General features: G+C 43.6%; 23 protein-coding genes. 21 read left to right on the top strand and 2 right to left on the bottom strand.

Annotation, left to right across the window (positions count from 1 at the left end; translation table 11 throughout):
* Nucleotides 1-8: 8 nt before the first annotated feature.
* The 3 genes from BXP28_RS06790 to BXP28_RS06780 all read left to right on the top strand — a co-directional run bounded on the left by BXP28_RS06790 (nucleotide 9) and on the right by BXP28_RS06780 (nucleotide 2,268).
* Nucleotides 9-863: a transporter substrate-binding domain-containing protein gene (locus BXP28_RS06790; RefSeq protein WP_023483357.1), complete on the top strand. Its 855-nt coding sequence runs from the start codon at nucleotides 9-11 to the stop codon at nucleotides 861-863.
* A gap of 73 nt (nucleotides 864-936) precedes the next feature.
* Nucleotides 937-1,590, top strand: a complete 654-nt coding sequence (locus BXP28_RS06785; protein ID WP_023483358.1) for an amino acid ABC transporter permease — start codon at nucleotides 937-939, stop codon at nucleotides 1,588-1,590.
* A gap of 24 nt (nucleotides 1,591-1,614) precedes the next feature.
* A complete protein-coding gene (locus tag BXP28_RS06780) occupies nucleotides 1,615-2,268 on the top strand; it encodes an amino acid ABC transporter permease (protein WP_036654464.1) in 654 nt (217 codons plus the stop codon).
* An 86-nt stretch (nucleotides 2,269-2,354) separates the two neighbouring features.
* On the opposite strand, the gene BXP28_RS06775 is transcribed toward BXP28_RS06780, so the two are convergent.
* Both BXP28_RS06775 and trhA read right to left on the bottom strand, forming a co-directional pair.
* Entirely contained in the window at nucleotides 2,355-3,530 is a 1,176-nt protein-coding gene (locus BXP28_RS06775) for a M20 family metallopeptidase (protein WP_036656750.1), read from the bottom strand.
* Between the two features lie 400 nt (nucleotides 3,531-3,930).
* A complete protein-coding gene (trhA, locus tag BXP28_RS06770) occupies nucleotides 3,931-4,569 on the bottom strand; it encodes a PAQR family membrane homeostasis protein TrhA (protein WP_024093878.1) in 639 nt (212 codons plus the stop codon).
* Nucleotides 4,570-5,136: 567 nt separating this feature from the next.
* Between trhA and BXP28_RS06765 the strand changes: the two genes are divergently transcribed.
* From BXP28_RS06765 to BXP28_RS06680, 18 genes are all read left to right on the top strand, one after another.
* Complete coding sequence (locus BXP28_RS06765; RefSeq protein ID WP_023482517.1) at nucleotides 5,137-5,934, top strand: transporter substrate-binding domain-containing protein; 798 nt, start codon at nucleotides 5,137-5,139, stop codon at nucleotides 5,932-5,934.
* Nucleotides 5,935-6,057: 123 nt separating this feature from the next.
* Complete coding sequence (locus tag BXP28_RS06760) at nucleotides 6,058-6,711, top strand: amino acid ABC transporter permease (RefSeq protein WP_024093880.1); 654 nt, start codon at nucleotides 6,058-6,060, stop codon at nucleotides 6,709-6,711.
* The gene (locus tag BXP28_RS06755; RefSeq protein ID WP_023482519.1) at nucleotides 6,704-7,426 is read left to right on the top strand and encodes an amino acid ABC transporter ATP-binding protein; all 723 of its coding nucleotides are present in this window, start codon (nucleotides 6,704-6,706) and stop codon (nucleotides 7,424-7,426) included. Before BXP28_RS06760 ends, BXP28_RS06755 begins: the two co-directional genes overlap by 8 nt.
* A 77-nt stretch (nucleotides 7,427-7,503) precedes the next feature.
* Nucleotides 7,504-8,349 (top strand): DegV family protein, encoded by an 846-nt coding sequence (locus tag BXP28_RS06750; protein ID WP_023482520.1) that lies wholly within the window; start codon nucleotides 7,504-7,506, stop codon nucleotides 8,347-8,349.
* Nucleotides 8,350-8,432: 83 nt separating this feature from the next.
* Complete coding sequence (locus tag BXP28_RS06745) at nucleotides 8,433-9,272, top strand: DegV family protein (protein ID WP_036654460.1); 840 nt, start codon at nucleotides 8,433-8,435, stop codon at nucleotides 9,270-9,272.
* Nucleotides 9,273-9,413: 141 nt separating this feature from the next.
* Nucleotides 9,414-9,605 (top strand): HTH domain-containing protein, encoded by a 192-nt coding sequence (locus tag BXP28_RS06740; protein ID WP_024093883.1) that lies wholly within the window; start codon nucleotides 9,414-9,416, stop codon nucleotides 9,603-9,605.
* Nucleotides 9,606-9,607: 2 nt separating this feature from the next.
* The gene (locus tag BXP28_RS06735; RefSeq protein WP_024093884.1) at nucleotides 9,608-9,826 is read left to right on the top strand and encodes a hypothetical protein; all 219 of its coding nucleotides are present in this window, start codon (nucleotides 9,608-9,610) and stop codon (nucleotides 9,824-9,826) included.
* The gene (locus tag BXP28_RS06730; protein ID WP_077584982.1) at nucleotides 9,802-10,215 is read left to right on the top strand and encodes a PRD domain-containing protein; all 414 of its coding nucleotides are present in this window, start codon (nucleotides 9,802-9,804) and stop codon (nucleotides 10,213-10,215) included. The genes BXP28_RS06735 and BXP28_RS06730 overlap by 25 nt, the downstream gene beginning before the upstream one ends.
* Nucleotides 10,216-10,236: 21 nt before the next feature.
* Complete coding sequence (locus BXP28_RS06725) at nucleotides 10,237-10,629, top strand: PRD domain-containing protein (RefSeq protein ID WP_023482523.1); 393 nt, start codon at nucleotides 10,237-10,239, stop codon at nucleotides 10,627-10,629.
* A gap of 151 nt (nucleotides 10,630-10,780) precedes the next feature.
* Complete coding sequence (locus BXP28_RS06720) at nucleotides 10,781-11,503, top strand: PTS sugar transporter subunit IIA (RefSeq protein WP_023482524.1); 723 nt, start codon at nucleotides 10,781-10,783, stop codon at nucleotides 11,501-11,503.
* Nucleotides 11,500-11,790 carry a PTS sugar transporter subunit IIB gene (locus BXP28_RS06715; RefSeq protein WP_024093887.1) on the top strand — a complete coding sequence of 97 codons (291 nt, stop codon included), beginning with the start codon at nucleotides 11,500-11,502 and terminating at the stop codon, nucleotides 11,788-11,790. The genes BXP28_RS06720 and BXP28_RS06715 overlap by 4 nt, the downstream gene beginning before the upstream one ends.
* Before the next feature lie 506 nt (nucleotides 11,791-12,296).
* Entirely contained in the window at nucleotides 12,297-12,794 is a 498-nt protein-coding gene (locus BXP28_RS06710) for a metallophosphoesterase family protein (protein WP_023482525.1), read from the top strand.
* A gap of 179 nt (nucleotides 12,795-12,973) precedes the next feature.
* Complete coding sequence (locus tag BXP28_RS06705) at nucleotides 12,974-14,485, top strand: spore germination protein (protein WP_052304515.1); 1,512 nt, start codon at nucleotides 12,974-12,976, stop codon at nucleotides 14,483-14,485.
* Nucleotides 14,486-14,499: 14 nt separating this feature from the next.
* Entirely contained in the window at nucleotides 14,500-15,597 is a 1,098-nt protein-coding gene (locus tag BXP28_RS06700) for a GerAB/ArcD/ProY family transporter (RefSeq protein WP_023482527.1), read from the top strand.
* A complete protein-coding gene (locus tag BXP28_RS06695) occupies nucleotides 15,594-16,733 on the top strand; it encodes a Ger(x)C family spore germination protein (protein WP_023482528.1) in 1,140 nt (379 codons plus the stop codon). Before BXP28_RS06700 ends, BXP28_RS06695 begins: the two co-directional genes overlap by 4 nt.
* A gap of 611 nt (nucleotides 16,734-17,344) precedes the next feature.
* Nucleotides 17,345-18,640 (top strand): L-cysteine desulfidase family protein, encoded by a 1,296-nt coding sequence (locus BXP28_RS06690; protein ID WP_077584981.1) that lies wholly within the window; start codon nucleotides 17,345-17,347, stop codon nucleotides 18,638-18,640.
* A gap of 51 nt (nucleotides 18,641-18,691) precedes the next feature.
* A complete protein-coding gene (locus BXP28_RS06685; protein WP_023482530.1) occupies nucleotides 18,692-20,095 on the top strand; it encodes an L-cystine transporter in 1,404 nt (467 codons plus the stop codon).
* Nucleotides 20,096-20,122: 27 nt separating this feature from the next.
* Nucleotides 20,123-21,457 (top strand): CoA-disulfide reductase, encoded by a 1,335-nt coding sequence (locus tag BXP28_RS06680; protein WP_023482531.1) that lies wholly within the window; start codon nucleotides 20,123-20,125, stop codon nucleotides 21,455-21,457.
* The last annotated feature ends 290 nt before the right edge of the window (nucleotides 21,458-21,747 follow it).

The raw sequence follows: 21,747 nt of genomic DNA, 5'->3' as shown, positions 1-21,747 counted from the left end.
ATTCTTATATGAAGAAGAAATCATTCAAGATTATGGTACTTTTTCTGCTGGTGGCTTTAGCCCTTGTTGGCTGTGGAGGCAAGAAGGAAGGGGAAGCCGGGGCGAGCAGTTCACCGTCGGGCAAAAGCGGGGGAGAAACCGCTGCCGGAGGAACGTTCCAAAAAATCAAGGAACGCGGAAAACTGATTGTAGGTGTCAAATATGACACGAACTTATTCGGATTAAAAGACCCGGCTTCAGGTGAAGTCACCGGTTATGATGTTGATTTTGCCAAGGCCTTGGCAAAAAAATTTCTGGGTGATGAAAATAAACTGGAGTTAGAAGAAGTGAACTCCAAAACCCGTATCCCGATGTTAGACAACGGGGAGATTGATGCCATTATTGCTACAATGACCATCTCGGAGGAGAGAAAGAAGCAGGTAGATTTTTCTGATGTATATTTTAAGGCGGGCCAATCCTTACTTGTGAAGAAGGGCAGTCCGATTAAAGGCATCGGCGACATCAGGAAAGGAACCAAGGTTTTGACTGCGAAGGGAGCCACTTCCGGAAAGAATATCAAAGAAAAGGCGGAAGGCGTGCAGGTGCTGGAGTATGAAAACTATCAGGAGGCTTTCAATGCATTGAAAGCGGGTAAGGGGGATGCACTGACTACAGATAACTCCATTTTGTATGGCATGGTCAAGCAAGACCCGAATTTCGAGGTAGTTGGAGAGCCATTCACGGACGAACCTTACGGTATTGCAGTCAAGAAAGGGGAAGCCGAATTTCTCAAAGAAGTGAATGGCCTGCTCAAAGAAATGCAATCCAACGGGGAAGCAGACAAAATTTATGAGAAATGGATTGGAGAAAAGCCGAAAAAATAGTCTGAAATCGGGATGAGCGTCTGGTTTTGCTCATCCCGTTCAGTTCATACAGAAAAGAGGCGAGAATGACAAAATGCTGGATATAAATATCTTGACAGATCATCTGGATTTGTACATGGAAGGGTTTGGAAACACCGTCAAGGCCAGTTTGCTCGCTCTTGCCGGCAGTTTTGTTCTTGGCGTGATCTTTGCCGTTATGCGTATTTCTACTTTTCGGCTGCTTCGTATTATAGGAACGGCTTATGTGGAATTTTTCCGGAATATTCCCCTGCTTCTAATTGTCATGTTCTTTTATCTCGGTTCAGGCAATTTGGGCTTGAATTTGGATGGTTTTGAGGCTGGAACTATAGGACTTGCCATTTACACCTCTGCTTTTATAGCAGAAGCCATACGTGCCGGTATTCTGGCCGTTCCTAAAGGACAAGTAGAAGCAGGAAGATCTTCCGGGCTCACCTATTTGCAAACAATGCAGTATATTGTGCTGCTTCAAGCCATTAAGATTGTAATCCCTCCTCTCGGCAACCAGTTTTTGAATCTGATTAAGAATTCTTCCGTTCTTGGGGTGGTTGCCGGCTTGGATTTGATGTATTTTGGGGATTTGATAAACTCTGAAACATTTAAAGTTTTTGGAACTTATATTTTCGTGGCGATGTTTTATCTTCTGCTGACCATTCCTTTGAGCCTAATCATAAGCATTTTGGAACGGAGATTAGCTCGGAATTATTAAGAGGAAGCTTAGGGGTGATTGTACTTGAATTTTGAGGGTGTTTTTGCAAGTGGCAACTTCTCTTTTTTGATGGAAGGATTCGGCATTACCCTATGGATGGCTGCGGTTTCCATTGTACTCAGCTTTATCATCGGCAGTATCCTGGGCATTTTGAGATATACCCGGATCCCGGTTGTCTCCCAACTTGTACTCCTATGGGTCGAGATGATCCGGAATTTGCCGCTGCTGCTGATTATTTTCTTTGTCCGCTTTGCCCTACCCGAAGTCGGGATTAAATTTGATGTTATTACATCGGCCATCATTGCCCTTACTGTATTTGAATCTGCGATGATTTCAGAAATTATCCGTGGCGGACTCAATTCCATAGAAAAAGGGCAGATTGAAGCGGCACGTTCTTCCGGTCTGACCTATATCCAGACTCTCTGGCACATCATTTTTCCCCAAGCGGTCAAAAGGATGGTACCTCCAACAGTCAGCCAGTTCATTTCATTGCTTAAGGATACTTCTCTGGCCGTCATCATCTCGGCACCGGACTTAATGCGGAATGTCGAGATTGTAACGGCACAAAACAGCAATTATGTTATACCGGTCTTTGTTTTTGCAGCTATTCTGTATTTTGTTGTCAATTATATACTGTCGGTTATGGCCAAGCGCTTCGAATTGCGCAGGGTCCATTGATTGCCGGTTCGTAAAAAAAGCCTCTCCGGAGGAGGAAAACAGATACCCGTTTTCCGGCCGGGAGAGGCTTCCCATTTAAAATCCGGTTACGATCCTTGTGTCTTGGCGTTTTCAAATTCTTCTTTTATCCTCTTAAGCAATTCCGGATTGGTGAGTACGTCACAGGCAGTTGCGGCCAAAACTTTTGCAGAGAAGATCATCCCCTCGAAGGCCCGGTCATGCATGGCCAGATCCCGGAATTCTTTGGAATGAAGCAGGTGCTTTTCATCGATCACTTTTACATAAGGATGAATGGCCGGACATCGCGTAGATACATTCCCGAGATCCAAAGAACCATGATCCTTGCCAACCTGAATGGACTCTTCCGGGATCCCCATTTCAATCAAGTTGTTGGTGAAAATATCGGACAGCGTATAGTTGGTTCTTAGTTCATCATACGAGTATTCATAATTGGCGACTTCCAGAGAACAGCCTGTTTGCAGAGCAGCTCCCTCCGCGCAGCGGATCACCTTCTGGACGACTTCATCGGTATAAGGGCGGCTTCCGGAACGAATATAGAACTGTGCGACTGCATAGTCAGGAATAATATTGGCTGCTGTTCCCCCTTCCGTGATAACCCCATGGATGCGGACATCACTTTTTAGCTGCTGGCGCAGGGCATTAATGGAATTGAATAATTGAATAACCGCATCAAGCGCATTAATGCCGTCATAAGGAGATGCTGCGGCATGGGCAGCCCGTCCCCGATATGCAAACTGAAGGGCGTCCATTGCGAGGGATTCACCTGATTTTTCATAAGCGTAATAAGGGTGTGCCATCATGGCGAAATCTGCATCGTCAAAAAGGCCGGCAGCGGCCATTGGGACTTTGGCGCCTTTAGTTTCTTCAGCAGGTGTACCATAGACCCGGATCGTACCTCCAATATCGTCAATGACTGCTTTTAGTCCGACCGCAGCCCCAATGCTCATCATGCAAATCAGATGATGCCCGCATGCGTGGCCGACTTCGGGAAGGGCATCATACTCAGCTATAAGGGCGACTGTGGGCCCCGGCTTACTGGAGGAATAGTTGGCCAGGAATGAGGTAGGAATGTCCAGAATTCCCCTTTCTACTTGAAAACCTTGTGCTTCCAATTCTTTGGTCAGTACGGCAGCTGCTTTAAACTCTTCATGTCCAAGTTCAGGGTTCTCTCCGATATATTTGGAAATTTGGATGAAGTTTTTCGCATTTGCATTAATAGTCTCGAAAATCCTGGTTTTCATAAAGGCCTGATCTCCTTTTTTATTCGTTATCATGATTTCTATCCTCAATTTATCTATAATTGTAACGGCATAACCGGTTGGGATACAATGGAGTTGGAAAAATCAAGTGAAAGAGGAGCAGAATGAGAAGTTTAAACTCCAGGATATGGAAAGTTGGCGGAGAAAGATGAATTTGGAAGTATAGTCATACCTTCTAGCTGCGTAAAAGAATGGAACAAGGCACGTCCGGAAAAAGAAGTTTGCTAAATAGAAAAAAGCTTGCCTATCCTTAAAACTACTGATTGTTTGGGGCTTCCCGGGGATAGCAAGCTTTTTAATAAGATTTAGTTTTTGCAATAATCCGGTATCCGGTTAAATATAAAACAAGCGTGCGAAACTTGTCAGATAAAAAAAGTGTATTTCAGCGGGGAAAAGGTACTACATAAAATAAGACGGCGAAAAAGTGGCACACACTGCCTGCCAGAACAAAAAGATGCCAGATAGCATGGTGGAAGGGGACACGCCTCCATACATAGAAAATAGTTCCTACTGTATAGAGGATACCACCGGAAACAAGCCAGATCATACCTCCTGCGGTTAATTGCTGAGCCAGCGGTTTTATTGCAAAAATGATGAGCCATCCCATGGCAATGTACAGAAGAGTAGAAAGTACAATAAACTTTTTGCAATAAAAAATCTTAAATACAATACCGGCAAGCGCAAGGGCCCAAATTATGCTGAACAGGGTCCAGCCGATTGTTCCTCTAAGGCTGACAAGCAGAAAAGGAGTATATGTACCTGCAATCAGGACGTATATGGCTGAGTGGTCCATAATCTCAAAAATGTCTTTAGCCGGCTTGTAAGTAATGCTGTGGACTAGTGTGGAGCATAGATATAATAAAATTAATGAAGCTCCGAATATGCTGACACTGACAATATGCCAGGCATCCCCGTACTGGACGGAATAAAAAAGGAGAGCGGCTAATGCGCCGATACTTAGCAAAACACCGATACCATGACTGATGGCATTGGCAATTTCTTCACGGATGCTGTACTCCATAATCAATCTCCTTTCTACTTACAACAACGTATGCAGCTTAATGGGCTGAGGGTTACCTTAATTCAGCGAAAAGGCCGCCGGTTAAAAGAACAGTGAAATCATCTTTTCCTGTTTCTAATACATGAGACGTAACCGGGCGTATAATCCCTTCAAAATTCGTCTTCTTTTTTGAGAGCTTGGGAGGAGTAAAAAATGGATTCAGAATTGACGCTGAAAGACTTATCCATTGTATATTTGCATAATTATGCGCATATTCATAGAATTCGTTGTATAAAAAACTTTTTCCTTTGAATATGATTGCATATTATTAGAGTTTCGTTTATGATAATACAAGTTCTTTTATAAACTGAATCAAATTCATAAAACAACTGGTGAGCGTTTAATGGAGAAGATGTAGATAAATACGCTGCAGATTTATATCTTGCACCAGTTCGGATGGAAATCCAAGTTATGAAATGGATTCAACAATCATGGGTGTTCCTGATAGAGAAAATGGATTCACCCGGGGGGAACTTTCGAATAGCAACCTAATTATAGAAAAGAAAAAATAGAGGGGAAGGTCTCATTATGAAAAAACTTGCTGCGTCCGTGTTATCACTAGTACTAGCAGGAAGTCTCATCGCAGGCTGCGGACAAAAGGACAAAAATGCGGGTGATGCCGCTTCTACTGCCGCTCCAAACGGAAAATTAGTGCTTGCTACAAGTGCGGATTATCCTCCTTATGAATTTCATAAGCTGGTAGACGGTAAAGATTCCATTATTGGGTTTGATATTGAAATAGCAAAAGAAATAGCCAAAGATATGGGAAAAGAGCTGGAAGTAAAAGATATGAGATATGATGCGCTTCTCGCCGCTCTTCAATCCGGGACTGCGGATATTGTCATTGCAGGGATGACACCAACTCCGGAACGCCAGAAAAATGTGGATTTCTCCGATATTTACTATACTGCTCAACATGCGGTAGTAACTTTGGAAGAAAACAAAGATAAATATAAAAATCCTGAGGATTTAAAAGGAAAGAAAATTGTGATCCAAAAAGGATCGATTCAGGAAGAAATTGCTAAACGAATTGAGGGTGCTGATCTCCAGGAACTGGGCAAAATCGGTGACTTGATTCAAGAGTTGAAAAATAAAAGAGCCGATGCGTCCATTATTGAAAAACCGGTGGCTGCCAATTATGTAAAAGCGAACAAGGGTCTTGCTATTACCGATTTAACCTTACAGGCTGAAGATACGGGATCAGCTGTCGCCATCAAAAAAGGGAATAAGGAATTAGTGGACCAGGTGAACAAAACGTTAAAACGCCTGAAAGACGAGAAGAAGATGGATCAGTTTATTGAAGAAGCGACCAAACAGTCTGAGTAATTTGTTTCCTGTATGTGAGCAGAAAATAGCGGATATCCTCCGCTATTTTCTGTTTTTGCGGTATCTTAGAGAATAAAGGAATATAAGGATAAAATTCCTAAGCTGAAGAAAGGAAGTTGTATAATGGATTTGGATTTTTCGTTTTTGGCCACATATTGGCCGATGTTCCTGAAAGGTGCCGGATACACACTGGTTCTGGCGTTCTTCACCGTTATTTGCGGTACGATTCTTGGCATTTTCATATGTTTGATGCGGATTTCCAAGATTAAGATCGTGAAAGGAATTGCTGCTGCTTATATTGAATTTCTGCGGGGTACACCTCTTCTTGTCCAGCTATATATTATTTACTTCGCACTGCCTCAATTTGGTATAAGCCTTCCGGGCATGGTTTCGGGGATTGCCGCTTTGACATTGAATAGTGCGGCTTATGTGGCAGAAATTTTCCGTGCGGGAATTGAATCCATAGATAAAGGACAAATGGAAGCGGCCCGTTCTCTGGGAATGACTCATAATATGGCTATGAAATTAATTATAATTCCGCAAGCGATCCGCAACATTTTGCCTGCCCTCGGAAATGAATTCATTGTGATCATTAAGGAATCCTCCATCGTATCCATTGTCGGCATAACCGACCTGATGTTCAATGCCGATACCGTCAGAGGGGTTACTTACAAAGCTTTCGAACCACTTATCGTCGCAGCGGTTGTTTACTTTATTATGACATTTACGCTGTCGAAGCTGCTGGGTAAGTTTGAAAGGAGAATAAAACGTGCTTAAAATAAACAATCTTCATAAATATTTTGGCAAGCTTGAGGTTTTAAAAGGTGTCCATACCGAGATCAGGCAAGGGGAAGTCGTGGTTGTGATCGGGCCGAGCGGATCCGGTAAAAGCACATTTCTCCGGTGTTTGAATATGCTTGAAACCCCGACCGACGGGGAAATTATTTTTGAAGGCATCCCCATAACAAGCAAAGAGACAAATATCAATAAACTGAGACAAAAGATGGGCATGGTATTTCAGCAGTTTAACCTGTTCCCCCATTTGTTCATTCTGCAAAATATTACGCTCGCCCCGCGCAAGCTGAAAAATATTCCCATTGATGAAGCAAATGAAACCGCCTATGATTTATTACGTAAAGTAGGGCTGGAGGATAAAGCAAACAGTTATCCCGACCAGTTGTCAGGCGGTCAGAAACAGCGGATTGCGATTGCCCGTGCCCTGGCCATGTCCCCTGACGTTATGCTGTTCGATGAACCAACTTCCGCACTTGACCCTGAAATGGTTGGGGAAGTTTTGGAGGTTATGAAAGATTTGGCCAGAAGCGGAATGACAATGGTCGTGGTTACGCACGAGATGGGTTTCGCCAAAGAAGTAGGAGACCGTGTACTTTTTATGGACGGCGGTTTTATTGTGGAAGAGGGAACACCGGAAGAGATCTTTTCGCATCCGAAACATGAGCGTACCCAAAGCTTCCTGAGCAAAGTCCTTTAGAACAAAAAGACTGCTTTAGGTTCCCGTATTCTTACGGAACGGGCTACATAGAGATTATAAGGTCAGGAGGATTTTTCATGGCGATTAAAATTTTCGCTGACAGCACAAGTGATTTACCACCAGAGATTATAGAGAAATACGGGATCGGAATTATTCCGCTTTATGTGGTATTTGATGATCAATCTTACAAAGATGGAGTGGATTTGACTACTCCGGAACTGTATAAGCTAGTGGATCGGACGAAGAAGCTTCCCAAGACGGCAGCGCCTTCGCCGGCAGATTTTGAAGCGAGCTTTAAGCCTTACATTGAACAAGGAGACCACATTGTGTACATCTCCCTGTCGTCGAAGCTTTCTTCCACCATGCAAAATGCGGTTATTGCAGCCGGTCTGTTTCCGGAGGGCAGAGTTACCGTAGTGGATTCCCTTAATTTGTCCACCGGTATCGGTTTACTGGTACTCAAAGCAGCCAGATTGGCGGAAGCCGGGCTTTCGGCGCACGATATTGAGCAGCAAATCAGGGAACTGGTCCCTAAAGTGGAGACGGAATTTGTCATTGATACACTGGATTATCTTTATATGGGCGGCCGCTGCTCGGGAATGCAAAATTTTATTGGAAGTCTGCTGAAAATCCGTCCGGTTATCAAGGTAGTAGATGGCGGCATGATTATGGCCTACAAAGTGAGGGGGAAAAGAGAAAAGGCATTGGATCAAATGCTCCAGAATGCACTTAAGGAAGTCCCTAATATGGATACCGAGATCATAGGTGTGACCCACTCTATGTCCGAAGAAGATGCCAAGATGCTGAAAGAAAAACTGGCGGAGAAAACAAACGCCAAAGAAATTCTGCTTTCCAAAGCGGGCTGTGTGATTTCCAGTCATTGCGGTCCTAATACCGTTGGTATTTTGTATATTAAAAAATAAAACATACCCGCATAATTTTCCGAGCAGGCAAATCCGTTCAGGAATTATGTGAACATGTTAAAAAAAAGCGAGTGATTTTATTCATGACAATTAAACTGATTACGGACGGAAGTTCCGATTTGCCAAAAAAACTGGTCGAAGAAATGGGGATTACGGTTGTTCCGCTTTCCGTACATTTTTCCGGAGAAGAGTTTACATCCGACATGGACATGGAGCTGTTCTACCATAAAATGAAAACGGAAAAAGAACTGCCCAAAACATCCAGCCCATCTCCTTATCAATTCGTTCAAGAATATGTACAGGCAGGTGATCGGGACATTCTTGTACTTGCGCTTTCCTCTTCACTCAGCAGTACGTATCAGCATGCTAAGATGGCCAAACAAATGTTTGAAGAAGAGGGGCATAAAAACCGTATAGTTGTCATGGATACGAGAACGACTTCCGTCGGCCTCGGCCTCCTTGTTTACCGCGTCGCCAAGATGATCAAAGACGGAATGAGTTTTGACCAGATTGTAGGCAAGGCTGGCGAGATGATTTCCGATACTATCCCTACTTATTTCTGTCTGGATACGCTTGAAAATGTTGTAAAGGGAGGAAGACTCGATCGGGTACGTGGTGCTGTTGCTTCAGTGTTGAATATTAAGCTTTTGATGAAGGGAAGTACGGAAGGCACACTTGAGATTATCGAGAAAGTACGGGGCCGTCAGAATGCTATGAAAAGGCTGATCGAAAAAGTGACGGAAAAAACGCATGATTTCGAGAAAGCGATTCTCGGTATTGCCCATAGCAATTGTGAGGAACGGGCTAAATCCATAATAGAGCAAATTGTTCAAAAAGCCCCGTTCCGCAAGGTTATCATCTCCGATATGGGTCCTGTTATTGGCACTTATGCCGGAGAAGGCGGTATTGTGATCAGTTATTAGATTCAGCAAGCTTCGACATATAGCCCCCGGGACAACTTGTTCCAGGGGTTTTTCTATAATCTAAACATTTGCTATACTTAGTAAAACTATAAATCTTATTATAAAAGTATTGTCATGCCAGGCACCAGTGGAGGATTGTACATGTTAAGCAGCAGACAGCAGCAAATTCTTCAGCAGCTTATAGAAACTGCCAGTTACCTGCCCATCGAGACTTTCACAGACAAATATCAGATTTCATCCAGAACGGTGAGGCATGATCTCCTGGTGATTGAGGAGTGGCTGAGACAATTTGATATTTCGTGGGAACGCAGCAAAAAAGAAGGGTCCGCTTAATTTTGAAACCGCTTCAGAAAAGGCTTTTGCTAGAACAGATTGCCAAGAGGCCTGAGTATTTGAACGGGGAACAAAGAGTGCATCTGATGTGCAAGCAGCTTCTCCAGCAAAACAAAACCAATATGCTTGCCTGGATGGATGAATTAAAATCAGCCGGAATACATTACTCCAGGACATTCAAGAAGTACAAGGCTGGATGGAGCAGAGAAAGCTGCAGATGAAGAAATCGCGGGGAGAACTTAGCATCCTGGGAAATGAGCTGGATAAACGAACGGCTTATCTGGAACTCGCCCGGAAGGACTTATCGGAAGAACGGATGCTTCAATTTTTATTACTGGAGCCAAGCGGTCGGTCTATTGACATGAAAGGGTGGAACCAGTGGTTTCCAAATGAAGATATTTATTTTGTTATTGATGTTGTGAGATGCCTTGAAACAAACCTTCATATTGAATTTTCGGGCGGCTCGCACTCTGCACTGATATTGCATATTCTCATGGCGATGGAGAGACTTAAGCGGCAGTTTGCCATACAGATGGACAGAGATAGTCTTCTTGAATTACGAAAGACCAAAGAGTATAACATTGTGAAAACGGTTGCAATCCCTCGGTAGAACACTTACTTCCATATTCAGGTGCCGGAAGAAGAAACCGGATATATCACCCGGCACATTTTGGGGGCTCAAAGAGAGCATGAATCCGATGAAGAAAATACAAACTGGATGAGGCTGTCCAAAGAACCGATCTACCGGGTTGAAAAGGAACTGGGGCATCCTTTGCAGCTAACGGAGCAGGTTATGCACGGGCTTGGGGTACATTTGAAACCGGCGATGTATAGGGCAAAATTTAACATCCAGACAGACAATCCATTGCTGCATCAGCTGGAAGAAGAGTACGGAGACTTGTTTGAACTAGTGGCCGGCGTAGTGGAGCGTATAATGAAACCGAAAGGGGTATCCTTTAGCCGGGAAGAGGTTGGTTATATCGTCCTTCATATTTGTGCAGGGCTAAGTCCGACGGTACAGTGAAAGAAAAAGCGGGTAGCTCTTGTATGCAGCTCGGGTCTTGGAACATCAGCACTGCTGCAGCGGAGAATGGAAACGTTATTTCCTGGTGTTCAAGTGATAGGAAAGTATTCGTTTAAAGAGTTGAAAGCTTTAACATTTCAATCAAGCAGACTTGCTGCTAACCGCTATTGAACTGACAGTACCCATTCCGATCCCGGTTATCCGGGTATCACCTTTGCTTTCAGCCGAAGATCAGGAGAAGATCGCAGCTTTTCTTGGCCAGCCTGTTATTTCCCAGGATACAGGAGCGGATACGATCCAGACGGTAAACCGGATTATGCGGGTGGTAGATCAGCATGCCGTTATCCAGGACCGGAACCGTCTTCTTGAGGAACTCCTTCTGCTGTTTGAAGGAGGAAACTCACATGAAGATAATGTACCTGCTCTTACGGAATTGCTTCCTCTTCGTTCCATCTGCCTTGCAGCTAATCCCGGAAGCTGGGAAGATGCCATGCGTAAAGGGAATGCCCTGCTAAGAGAACGAGGGCTGACAAGCATGCAATATGAAGAAAAATTAATTGAAATGGTGCGCACACAAAAACATCACTTTATTATCAGCGAAGGTGCTGTATTTCCTCATGCTTCAATGGAAGATGGCGTATATCAAACGGGGCTTAGCCTGATTACGTTTAAGGAGCTCTTGCCTTTCGGCCCCTCGGGGCATCCTGTATGGCTTATGATAACATTGGCGGCTGCCGATAAACAAAGACATATTAAAGCTTTATCTACCTTGCTGGATATTCTGAATGATCCAGAGCTTGTAGCTAAAGTGAAAACGGTTAACCAGGCCGAACTATTGTGGCAATGGATGAAAGGAAAGGAGGGACATCCATGATCCGTTTTCTTGTTGTTTGTACCAACGGGTTGGGGACAAGCCTGATGATTCGTCTCAATCTTCAAACTGTTTTGGCTGAAATAGGCCTGCCGGAGGATATTGAGCATACCGATGTATCCTCTGTGCATTTATACCAGCCGGAAGTTATTATCGGTGACGACTCTGTTGTGGATTCCATCCGGGGCCGGACGGAAGCTGAGCTGATTTCATTAGCTCATGTTGCGGACCGCGCCGAGCTGAAACAGGCTATTCTTTCAAGCACTTCCATTCAACATGTCTTGAAGTAAGAAGGGGTATGTATGAACTTTACACAACTAATGAACAAAGGACTGTTTGGCTTTCCAGCTGTTCATGAAGGTAAGAAGCCTGATCCGCTGTTCTTGTCAGCAGGGCTAACGTCTGAATGTGTCCTTGCCTGAGCCCCTGCAATAGTCTTAATAAGGGATTGAATTTGATTATCTTCTGTCAGTCTGGCTATACGTATCTTATCCCCGCTTCGGAATACGGGAACGGCCAGCCGCTCAGTTTATCCGGAATCCTCTCCTTGATTTTATTAGTGAAAAACGGTTTTTTAGCCTGACCAGTTACCTACTAAGAATAAATTTATGTAAGCCAAATAAGGTGACAAATAAAAAATATATCACAGATCGAGTCATGGAATCAAGGAGAAAGTAGTTGGCTTTCATCTATTGCGGCTTGTTATAATAAGTAGAAATGCCAGGGGTCACCAAATGATCCGTTATAAAAAGCCATGATACATCCAGGGTAATTCATACTTAAGGAGGAATGCGGCGTGCGTGTAGGCATCGTTTCAGATACACATTTATACGGGAAAAGGACAGGCCTTCCAGGTGCTCTCATTGAAGGTCTTCAGGGAGTGGAACTGATTCTTCATGCGGGGGACTGGATATCTGTAGAGATTGTAGAGGCTATGGAGAAGATCGCTCCGGTGGAATCTGTTGCAGGAAACAATGACGGTTTGGACATTATTGAAAGGTTCGGACGCCAAAAAATGCTGGAACTGGCCGGATACAGAATCGGTCTTATCCATGGGGACGGCTACCGGGGGACTACGGAACAGCGGGCGTTTCAAGCTTTTTCCCAAGACAAGCCTGATGCAGTGATATTTGGCCATTCACACATTCCTTATATGGAGAAGAGGGAAGGAATCCTGTTGTTCAATCCCGGATCACCGACGGACAAACGGCGCCAGCCCAGGTATTCGTTTGGAATCATGGAACTGGGCAGCACCATGGAAGCCTGGCATGTATATTTTGACAGTAAAGAATAAACGCATGGGGCAAGGCATTTGCCCATAGGTTAGCAGCTTCTGCCGGTATATCAGCAGAAGCTTTTTTGTATTTTGTTTTGTTGTTAAGCCAAAATCTTATCCTCTTGTTTTTAGTAATGAATAAAAAGGACCAATTCTACCACAATAAAGAAAAGATCCTTTAATTTGGGGGAACCAAGATGTGGGATATGTTACTGAAAAAGAAAAAGAAAAAGAAAAGGGTGCAAAGTAGTCCGGAATATTTTTCCGGCTCTATTCCTTCTTCTCCAATTACCACGGATATTATATTTAACAGGGATTTTATTTTGGATGCGGTATGCCGCAGCGATGATGTACGGACGAGAGATACAATATGGAATCAGAAGAAAGCCGTTTTGATTTATGTGGACAACCTGGTAGAGAAAAAAATGCTTCAGGACAAAGTTCTTGAGCCCCTTCAGACGTCACAAGCCACTTCTTTGCCCGAGGCCGTCCCTGTCGCTGTACTGGTTCGAGTGACCGATTTTAAGGATGCGGTAACGAAGCTGATTCGAGGCTATGCCCTTCTTTTGATTGATCAGGAAGCCGCCATTTATTGTTCCAACGTTAGTAAAACCAAGGGACGGACAATTGAGGAACCGGGAAATGAGCAAATTATCCGGGGGTCTCATGAAGGATTTGTTGAAAATGTAGACCTAAATCTGTACCTGGTGCGCCTTCGCATTCAAAACCCTAATCTGGTAGTAAAGTATCACAGCGTATCCGAAACAGCACCCAGAAATGTCAGCCTTCTATATATCAATGGCTTAACAAATCCAAAGATTGTACAGCTAGTGGAACAAAAACTGAAGACGATTCGAGTCGATTTTGCTGCTGCTCCAGGAACCCTTCAGGATTACCTGGACGAAAATCCCGCCTCTTTGTTTCCACAGTTTATTTTAACGGAGAGACCGGATAGGGTTGCGGCCCATTTGATGGAGGGAAGGGTTGCCCTGCTTATGCAGGGAAGTGCATCGGCTCTGATTCTTCCCGTTACCTTTTTTACTTTTTTTCAATCTCCGGATGATTACAACAGCCGTTGGATGCAGGGTTCTTTTTTTCGGATTTTAAGATTTATCAGCTTCTGGCTGGCGACAACGCTTCCCGCTTTTTATATTTCGGTAGTTTCTTATCAGTATGAAATTATTCCCATCGATTTGACGTATATCATCAAAAGTTCACTGGAAAACATTCCTTTCCCCCCCATTATAGAAGCCTTGTTTATGGTAGTTGTACTGGAATTGCTAAAAGAAGCGGCGATCAGGCTGCCGAAATCTATTGCCCAAACAATCGGTATTGTTGGAGGTTTGGTCATTGGTACGGCCGTAGTGCAAGCGAGCTTTGTATCCAATGCGATGATTATCGTCATTGCACTCACTGCGATATCTTCGTTTTGTGTTCCCATGGCTGAAATGGGCAGCTCACTCCGGCTTATTTCTTTTCCTATGATGCTGGGAGCTACGCTCTTCGGATTTTTGGGGATTGCCTTCTGCTTTATAATTCTCATTATGCATCTTTGCAAAATGCAAAATTATGGATCTCCTTACTTCTATCCGCTGGCGCCTTTACGCATAGCAAGGCTGAAAGATGCCCTGGTCCGATTTCCCCAATGGACAATGAAAAAACGTTCAAACGATGCCCTTCCTCAAGAAAGATTAAATGAGAGAGAATAAAGTGGTGGCTCCTTATGACCGATAAGCTTACGATAACGAAAATTCAATTGGTATTTCTGCTTTTTCAAACGCAAATTGGCATCAGAGTGCTTGAGCTGTCTTATGATCTGCATAAGAAAGTAGGGATCAGCGGCTGGATTTCCGTTATTTTGACAGGTATTGCCGTACAGCTGATCCTAACGGTTATGTATTTTCTTTGCATCCGGTTCCCGAAAGAATCCTTGTACGAATTTATGGTTCACATTGTGGGAAAAAAGATTGCCATCCTACTGGCATTCGCTTACGTAGCCCACTTTACTCTTAATGCGACATCGGTTCTGTCAGGAGGCATTATGCGCTTACAAGCCTGGGCTTATCCTTTAACACCGCCATGGGCAATCGGACTGCTATTTTTGATCATTATGTTATATTTTTGCGGTCAGAATCTGCGGGTAATTGCGCAGTTCGACGGTCTGGTTTCCATTTTATTTGTACTATTAGTTGTTCTTTTGATTTGGGGATTGGAAGATTCAGATATAAGATATATCTTTCCATTGTTTGATTCAGGCTGGACCAAGATTTTTAAAGGGATTAAACCTGCATGGTTTGCTTTTACCGGTATGGAGATCTTCTTGCTCAGTTATATGCTTGTTGATGACAAAAAAGGGGTATACAAATTTTTAACCTTCGAAAATGTGTTAGTTACCTTGTTCTATACCTTTGTGGTCTTGGTTTGCTCGCTGTCTCTGACACCTAACCAAAGCTTGCAGGTAACTACCCCGGTTTTATTCCTTCTCAAATCTTTGGGTACGATGATTATTGAAAGAATTGACTTGATCTTCATGTCCATATGGTTAATTTCCTTGGCAAGTACCATAATCAGCTATATATACGGCGCTTCCAGGGGACTTCAGCATATTTTTAACGCCGGGAATCGAACCCAGGATTATGTGCTATACACCTCAGCCATTGCCTTTTTGTTTAGCCTGTATTTGGACAATGAACAAAAACAGGACATTTTAAACTCGGTTCTGATCACAGAAAATTTTGTTTTCATCGCGGTCATCCCGCTGCTTCTCCTTATAGGAACCCTGGTTGGGAAAAAAAGGGGAAAGGGGGATGGTACAATATGAAATATATTCGGATAGTCGGTCTTTTGACGGTATCGGCCATATTACTGGCAGGGTGCTGGGATCAAAAGCTTCTTAGGGACGTACGGCTAGTATATGGCTTCTCGTTCGATGCCGGAAAAGACGGGTTATTGAAAATCGGAGCGGCTATCCGGGAAAATCCGCCTTCCACGCAAGGTCCGGTAACACCGGAGAGCGATGTCAAAACAGTGGAGGGCAAGAATGTTCTGGATGGACGTGCCCAATTGGACCATCAAGTGGCAGGAAACTACAAGGCTACCAAGGCACAGGTGTTCTTAATTGGGGATGAATTGGCCAAGAAAGATATCTATTCTTTATTTAGCCAATATTACCGGATGGCGGACAGCCCTTTGAATGCCAAAGTAGCCATCGTAAAAGGGGAAGCTCATGATATTATTAAAATGCGCCGCATCGGAACTATGCTCGTTAGTGAGTACTTGTTTAAGTTAATCAAGACTGCTGAAAAAAACGTCATGGTTCCGCACACAAATATGATGATGATTTTTAAATATACCATTGACCCGAGTGTCAGTTTGTTTTTGCCCCATGTTGCTTATAACAAGAAGAAAAATGAAGTAAAGCTGGATGGCCTCGCTTTGATGGATGGCAGAAAGTTTAGCGGTACTGTATTGGATATCGATGAATCCAATATGTGCATGCTGATGTACAATAAGAAAGGTAAAATCAACGCGCTAACCATTAAAGTGTCGGATGAAGACAATAGACTCCCGCTGCGAAACTATCTTACTGTCAATGTGGACCGGTTACACCGCAAAATTCGTATCCAGCCTGTTGAAGGAGAGTATCCTCTTCAGGTAAAGCTTGATCTTGAACTGGACGTAAAAGTATGGGAATATCCGAAGGACAGGTTGGACAACCCCGAGGTTAGAAAGATGTTAGATGAACAATTAAACGAGGAATTAACAAAGAGGGCTGAGAAAGTTATAAAGAAACTCCAGAAATCGCGCTGTGACATCTTTGGCATTGCCAGAGAACTTATCGCTTATCATCCGGAACTTTGGAACAAAGTGAAGGATGAATGGGAAACCGTTTTTTCTAATATAACCTTTAAACCACAGGTCCATGCCAGAATCGCATACAAGGGAAGCACCAATTAAGGAGTAAAAATTAAAAATATATATTAAACATTAAACAAATCAATTTCATAAAATAACTGGCGGGCATAGTTAAATACGCTTCAGATTTATCTATATCTTGTACCCGTTGGGTAGAAATCTAAAGTTATGAATGGATGTCTTTTCCATTGCTAACGGAAAAAAACTATGTTAATGTGTAGATAAAGTATTATGTAATAATATATTATTATTACATAATGAATTAAGAGAAATTAAGATATTTTCCTGGTTAAATTTCTAAAAGTCTTTGTGGAAGCGTTTTCTTTTGAGGGGATTTATTTCTAAAGCAACATATCTGATTCCTGAACAGCTTGTAAGGGAGGGGAAAAAACAAGAGTTGGAAATCAAGAATGGGTGAGAAAACATTAAATTATAGTGAGAGGAAAAACCAATGGGTGTCGTGCACTGGGAGAGCCGCTTATGTATTGTATGGAGAGGTTTTTTGCGACGGAACTTGTTATTTTTACCATGGATATTTGGGCTTCCACGGGTTCCATTTAAGGCCAGATTTTTTTGAGTCAGTCGACCTCTACGGTGAACCTGCCTACCAGAGATTTATTAGTACAATTTCAATTAATAAAAGGAGGCAACCGATGTCAACTTTGAATAAGCATATGATGAATATGTTACAACAAGAACTTATTATTTCACTTGGATGTACTGAACCAGTAGCGATTGCATGGGCTGCTGCAGTAGGAAGAAGGCATGTGAAAGGCAAGATGACAGCCCTTGAGGTCAATATCAGCCCGAATGTCATGAAGAATGCGATGGCTGTTGGAATCCCTGGGATGAAGCAAACGGGAATTGACTTTGTCGCTGCTTTGGGAGCGATTGCAGGGGATGCGGACGGCAAATTGGAAGTGCTGAAACAAGTACCTCGAGGGGCAGAACAGGACGCAGCAGCTTTTGTAGACGCGGGCCATGTCAAGATCACATTGGCAGATACACCGAAGAAACTATACATTGAACTCACCGTACACAGTAAGGATGAGATTGCCAAAGTGATCATTGAGGACGTACATACGAACATTACTCGAATTGAAGTAAACAATACTGTTTTTTTTGAAAAATATTGTGAAAAAAATCACGATAAAACGGAAGAAGATGATAGTGAACAAGTTAAGTTATCGCTGGCAGACATCTATCAATTCATTCAAGAGGTTCCACTTGATGAGTTGGAGCCGGTCAAGCAAAGTATTACTCTGAATAGTGCGATTTGCTCGGAGGGACTAAAAAATAGCTACGGGTTACAAGTGGGCAAAATTTTAAAGGAAAACGTGGGCAAAGGTCTATTATCAGATGATCTCATTACCCATGCGATGGCGCTTACATCGGCAGGTTCCGATGCTCGAATGGCAGGCATTATGATGCCGGTCATATTGAACTCGGGCAGCGGCAATCAAGGGATCGCAGTTACGATGCCGGCCGTTGCTGTGGCGGAGAGATTAGGCATTACGGAAGAGAAGCTAGTCCGAGCGGTAACATTCAGCCATTTACTGGCAATCTGGATTAAAACCAAGTTTGGAAGGTTGTCAGCCTTATGTGGTGTGACGGTAGCCGGGGCTAGTGCAGCAGCAGCTATTACGTATCTATTCGATGGCGACCTGCAACAGATCTCTTATGCGATGCAGAATTCGATAGGGAATGTCACGGGTATGTTATGTGATGGCGCTAAGGCGGGCTGTGCGATGAAGGTGTCGACCTGTACAGGAGCTGCGGTACAATCCGCATTACTCGCTTCATCGGGACTCCGGGTACCCGGTACGAACGGTATTATCAAGGAAGATCTCGAGGAGACAATCGATAATTTCTGCCGTCTTGGTAATGAAGGATCATTGAAGTTGGATGAACTGGTACTAGACATAATGATGAACAAGAAGAGTCAATAACGGAACAGTTCAGCAAGACCAGGGAATACCAAGAAATCAGGAGGAATTGTAATGGATACCATGTTACTAATTATTTTGAACATTGTCGTAATGCTTGTTATGGTAGGAGTACTCTACTACATGCAATCGAAATTCGTCTCATTCTCGAAGCGCGTATTTACAGGGCTTGGAATGGGGATTATGTTCGGACTCATCCTACAATTTGTCTATGATCCATCTTCCGAGGTTATCAAGATGTCAACCGATTGGTTCAACATCATTGGTAACGGTTACGTTAGTTTTCTAAAAATGATCATCATGCCGCTCATTATGGTATCGATTATCTCCGCGATTGCGAACTTGAAGTCCTCGAAGGGCCTAGGTAAAATGTCAGCGATCATTATCGGTATTCTTATCTTTACAACGATGATCTCTGCAGTTGTCGGTATTACGTCAGCGAATATCTTCGGTCTAAATGCAGAACAAATTCAAGCTGGCGAAGCAGAGCACAAGCGTGGCGAATTAATGGAGAACCAATTGGATAAAGTAAAAGATTTGACGATTCCACAAAAAGTACTTCAGTTTATCCCGGAAAATCCATTCAAGGATATGACGGGGGCGCGTTCGACTTCAACACTTGGTGTGGTTATCTTCTCCGCCTTTATCGGGGTTGCAGCTTTGCAAATTCGTCGTAAGAAGCCTGTGCATGCGGAAATGTTCCAGAAGATGACAAATGCAGTTTATGCGGTCGTGATGCGGATTGTAACCTTAATTTTACGATTAACGCCTTATGGCGTACTTGCACTCATGACGAATACGATCGCCAAGACAAATATAAAAGGTATCATAAACTTATCGTCGTTTGTTATGGCCTCTTATGTTGCTATTATCATTATATTCATCATTCATTTGATTTTGGTCTCTCTTGTAGGCTTGAACCCATTCACATTTGTGAAGAAGATTTTCCCAACACTAACATTTGCGTTCACAGCCCGTACAAGTGCGGGCGCGATTCCACTCAATGTTGAAGCACAGACGAAGCATCTTGGTGTACCGGATGGGATTGCGAATTTCGCAGCTTCTTTAGGGGCTTCAATTGGTCAGAATGGTTGTGCAGGGATTTATCCGGCCATGTTGGCAGTGATGATCGCTCCAACCGTAGGTATCAATCCACTGGATCCGTTCTTCATTATTCAGCTTGTTGTTATCGTTGCGATCAGTTCCTTCGGTGTAGCTGGTGTCGGGGGTGGGGCAACGTTCGCAGCCTTGATCGTATTGTCCGCAATGAACATGCCGGTCGGTCTGGCAGGATTGCTGATTTCTATTGAGCCGTTAATCGATATGGGTCGTACAGCGCTTAACGTGAGTGGTTCGATGACTGCGGGTACGGTAACAGCAAAAATGTTGGGTGAAATGGATCTAAGTACGTATAATGACATAGAAACACTGAGTGCGAATGCAACGGAAAGGGATTAAAATAGATCGAAAAATAGGAGGCTGACTATGAGAATCATCATTATAGGTGGAGTTGCGGCAGGGATGAGTGCAGCGGCAAAAGCAAGACGAATGGATCGGGAAGCAGACATTGTCGTCTACGAAATGACGGAAGAAGTATCGTTCGGCGCATGCGGCTTGCCATATTTTGTAGGGGATTTCTTCGAAGATCCGAACCGGATGATTGCACGTACGAAAGAGCAATTCGAGCAGACAGGCATTCCAGTCTTCACGAAACATCAGGTGGTTGCTGTGGATCCGGATCAGAAAACACTTCAAGTGAGGAATATGGCAACAGGTGAAGAATTCGGAGATTATTACGATAAAATGATGATTGCGACAGGCGCTCGGGCAGTCATTCCGCCTTTCTGCAACCGTGAGCTTAACAATATTTTCACCTTGAAAAGTATGGCAGACGGGCGTGCGTTGAAAGCTGCCGCCCTCAAGGAAGAGCATAAACAGATTGTAGTCATCGGTGCAGGGTATATTGGTGTTGAAGTTGTCGAGGCGATGAAGGCATTGGGTAAGAATGTTCGGCTGATTCAACTCGATGCTAGAGTACTTCCGGATTCCTTCGATGAAGAAATTACGAAAAGAATGGAAGCTGAGCTTGTGGCTCATGGGGTACAACTGCACTTGAATGAGAGCGTCAAAGGGTTCGTGGGTGAGCATATGGTGGAAGGAGTCGAGACAGATTACGGCAGTTATCAAGCGGATCTCGTGGTAGTGGCGACAGGTGTGCGTCCGAACACGGAGTTCTTGAAGGAGACGGGCGTTGAAATGTTAGACAATGGCGCGTTGATCATTAATGCTCATGGTGAAACTTCTTTACCAGATATTTATGCGGCAGGTGATTGTGCCTCGGTACATCATCTGATTAAGGGGCGACCGGTATACATTCCGCTCGCGACGACGGCGAATAAGATTGGCCGGATTGTCGGTGAAAACTTAGCAGGACAGAAAAGTGAGTTCAGGGGAACGCTTGGTTCTGCCTGTGTGAAAGTGATGGATCTGGAAGCAGGTCGAACTGGAATTTCAGAGCGGGAAGCTAAGCAAATGGGTATTCCATACAAGACGGTCACGATTCTAGATAAGAACCAGACGAATTATTATCCGGGCCAATCAGATATTCATGTGAAATTGATCTACCATGCGGAGACGAAAGTCATTCTCGGGGGTCAGATTATTGGGAAGAATGGCGCTGTACTGCGGGTAGATGTACTCGCTTCAGCGATCTACTCTAAGATGACGACGGAAGAGCTGGGTATGCTTGATCTGTGTTATGCGCCGCCTTTTGCAAGAACATGGGATGTGCTCAATACAGCCGGAAATGTAGCGAAATAAGATGAAGGGCTAAGGGGCAACGTTTCATCCGGTCTTCAAAAAGGACAAACTGGATCGTATCATTACTGATCAGTCCAGTCTTGCCTTTGAGCAAATGAAACAAACATTGCAGTAGATCCAAAACATCTACATGATATTCCTTGGTCCATACCTTATAACAATCCTGTAGTTAAAAGACAACTTTCCTTGATGGTAAGGAAAGCTGTCTTTTATTTACGATTTGGATGTATCTTTAGTACCCGTACGTAATCCTAGTTATTCCGGTAAAAGAAAAAACATTGACAGCCATA

The organism is Paenibacillus larvae subsp. larvae, assembly GCF_002003265.1.
In the GTDB taxonomy this organism is placed as follows: Bacteria; Bacillota; Bacilli; order Paenibacillales; family NBRC-103111; genus Paenibacillus_H; species Paenibacillus_H larvae.
The sequence above is the reverse complement of the archived record's forward strand: the minus strand, read 5'-3'. Positions and strand labels throughout refer to the sequence as shown.

Excerpts from the sequence above, each read along its gene's own strand:
- BXP28_RS06790 (WP_023483357.1), top strand. The coding sequence starts at position 9 with ATGAAGAAGAAATCATTCAAGATTATGGTACTTTTTCTGCTGGTGGCT.
- BXP28_RS06785 (WP_023483358.1), top strand. The coding sequence starts at position 937 with ATGCTGGATATAAATATCTTGACAGATCATCTGGATTTGTACATGGAA.
- BXP28_RS06775 (WP_036656750.1), bottom strand. The coding sequence starts at position 3,530 with ATGAAAACCAGGATTTTCGAGACTATTAATGCAAATGCGAAAAACTTC.
- trhA (WP_024093878.1), bottom strand. The coding sequence starts at position 4,569 with ATGGAGTACAGCATCCGTGAAGAAATTGCCAATGCCATCAGTCATGGT.
- BXP28_RS06765 (WP_023482517.1), top strand. The coding sequence starts at position 5,137 with ATGAAAAAACTTGCTGCGTCCGTGTTATCACTAGTACTAGCAGGAAGT.
- BXP28_RS06760 (WP_024093880.1), top strand. The coding sequence starts at position 6,058 with ATGGATTTGGATTTTTCGTTTTTGGCCACATATTGGCCGATGTTCCTG.
- BXP28_RS06750 (WP_023482520.1), top strand. The coding sequence starts at position 7,504 with ATGGCGATTAAAATTTTCGCTGACAGCACAAGTGATTTACCACCAGAG.
- BXP28_RS06745 (WP_036654460.1), top strand. The coding sequence starts at position 8,433 with ATGACAATTAAACTGATTACGGACGGAAGTTCCGATTTGCCAAAAAAA.
- BXP28_RS06740 (WP_024093883.1), top strand. The coding sequence starts at position 9,414 with ATGTTAAGCAGCAGACAGCAGCAAATTCTTCAGCAGCTTATAGAAACT.
- BXP28_RS06730 (WP_077584982.1), top strand. The coding sequence starts at position 9,802 with ATGGAGCAGAGAAAGCTGCAGATGAAGAAATCGCGGGGAGAACTTAGC.
- BXP28_RS06715 (WP_024093887.1), top strand. The coding sequence starts at position 11,500 with ATGATCCGTTTTCTTGTTGTTTGTACCAACGGGTTGGGGACAAGCCTG.
- BXP28_RS06705 (WP_052304515.1), top strand. The coding sequence starts at position 12,974 with ATGTGGGATATGTTACTGAAAAAGAAAAAGAAAAAGAAAAGGGTGCAA.
- BXP28_RS06700 (WP_023482527.1), top strand. The coding sequence starts at position 14,500 with ATGACCGATAAGCTTACGATAACGAAAATTCAATTGGTATTTCTGCTT.
- BXP28_RS06695 (WP_023482528.1), top strand. The coding sequence starts at position 15,594 with ATGAAATATATTCGGATAGTCGGTCTTTTGACGGTATCGGCCATATTA.
- BXP28_RS06690 (WP_077584981.1), top strand. The coding sequence starts at position 17,345 with ATGTCAACTTTGAATAAGCATATGATGAATATGTTACAACAAGAACTT.
- BXP28_RS06685 (WP_023482530.1), top strand. The coding sequence starts at position 18,692 with ATGGATACCATGTTACTAATTATTTTGAACATTGTCGTAATGCTTGTT.
- BXP28_RS06680 (WP_023482531.1), top strand. The coding sequence starts at position 20,123 with ATGAGAATCATCATTATAGGTGGAGTTGCGGCAGGGATGAGTGCAGCG.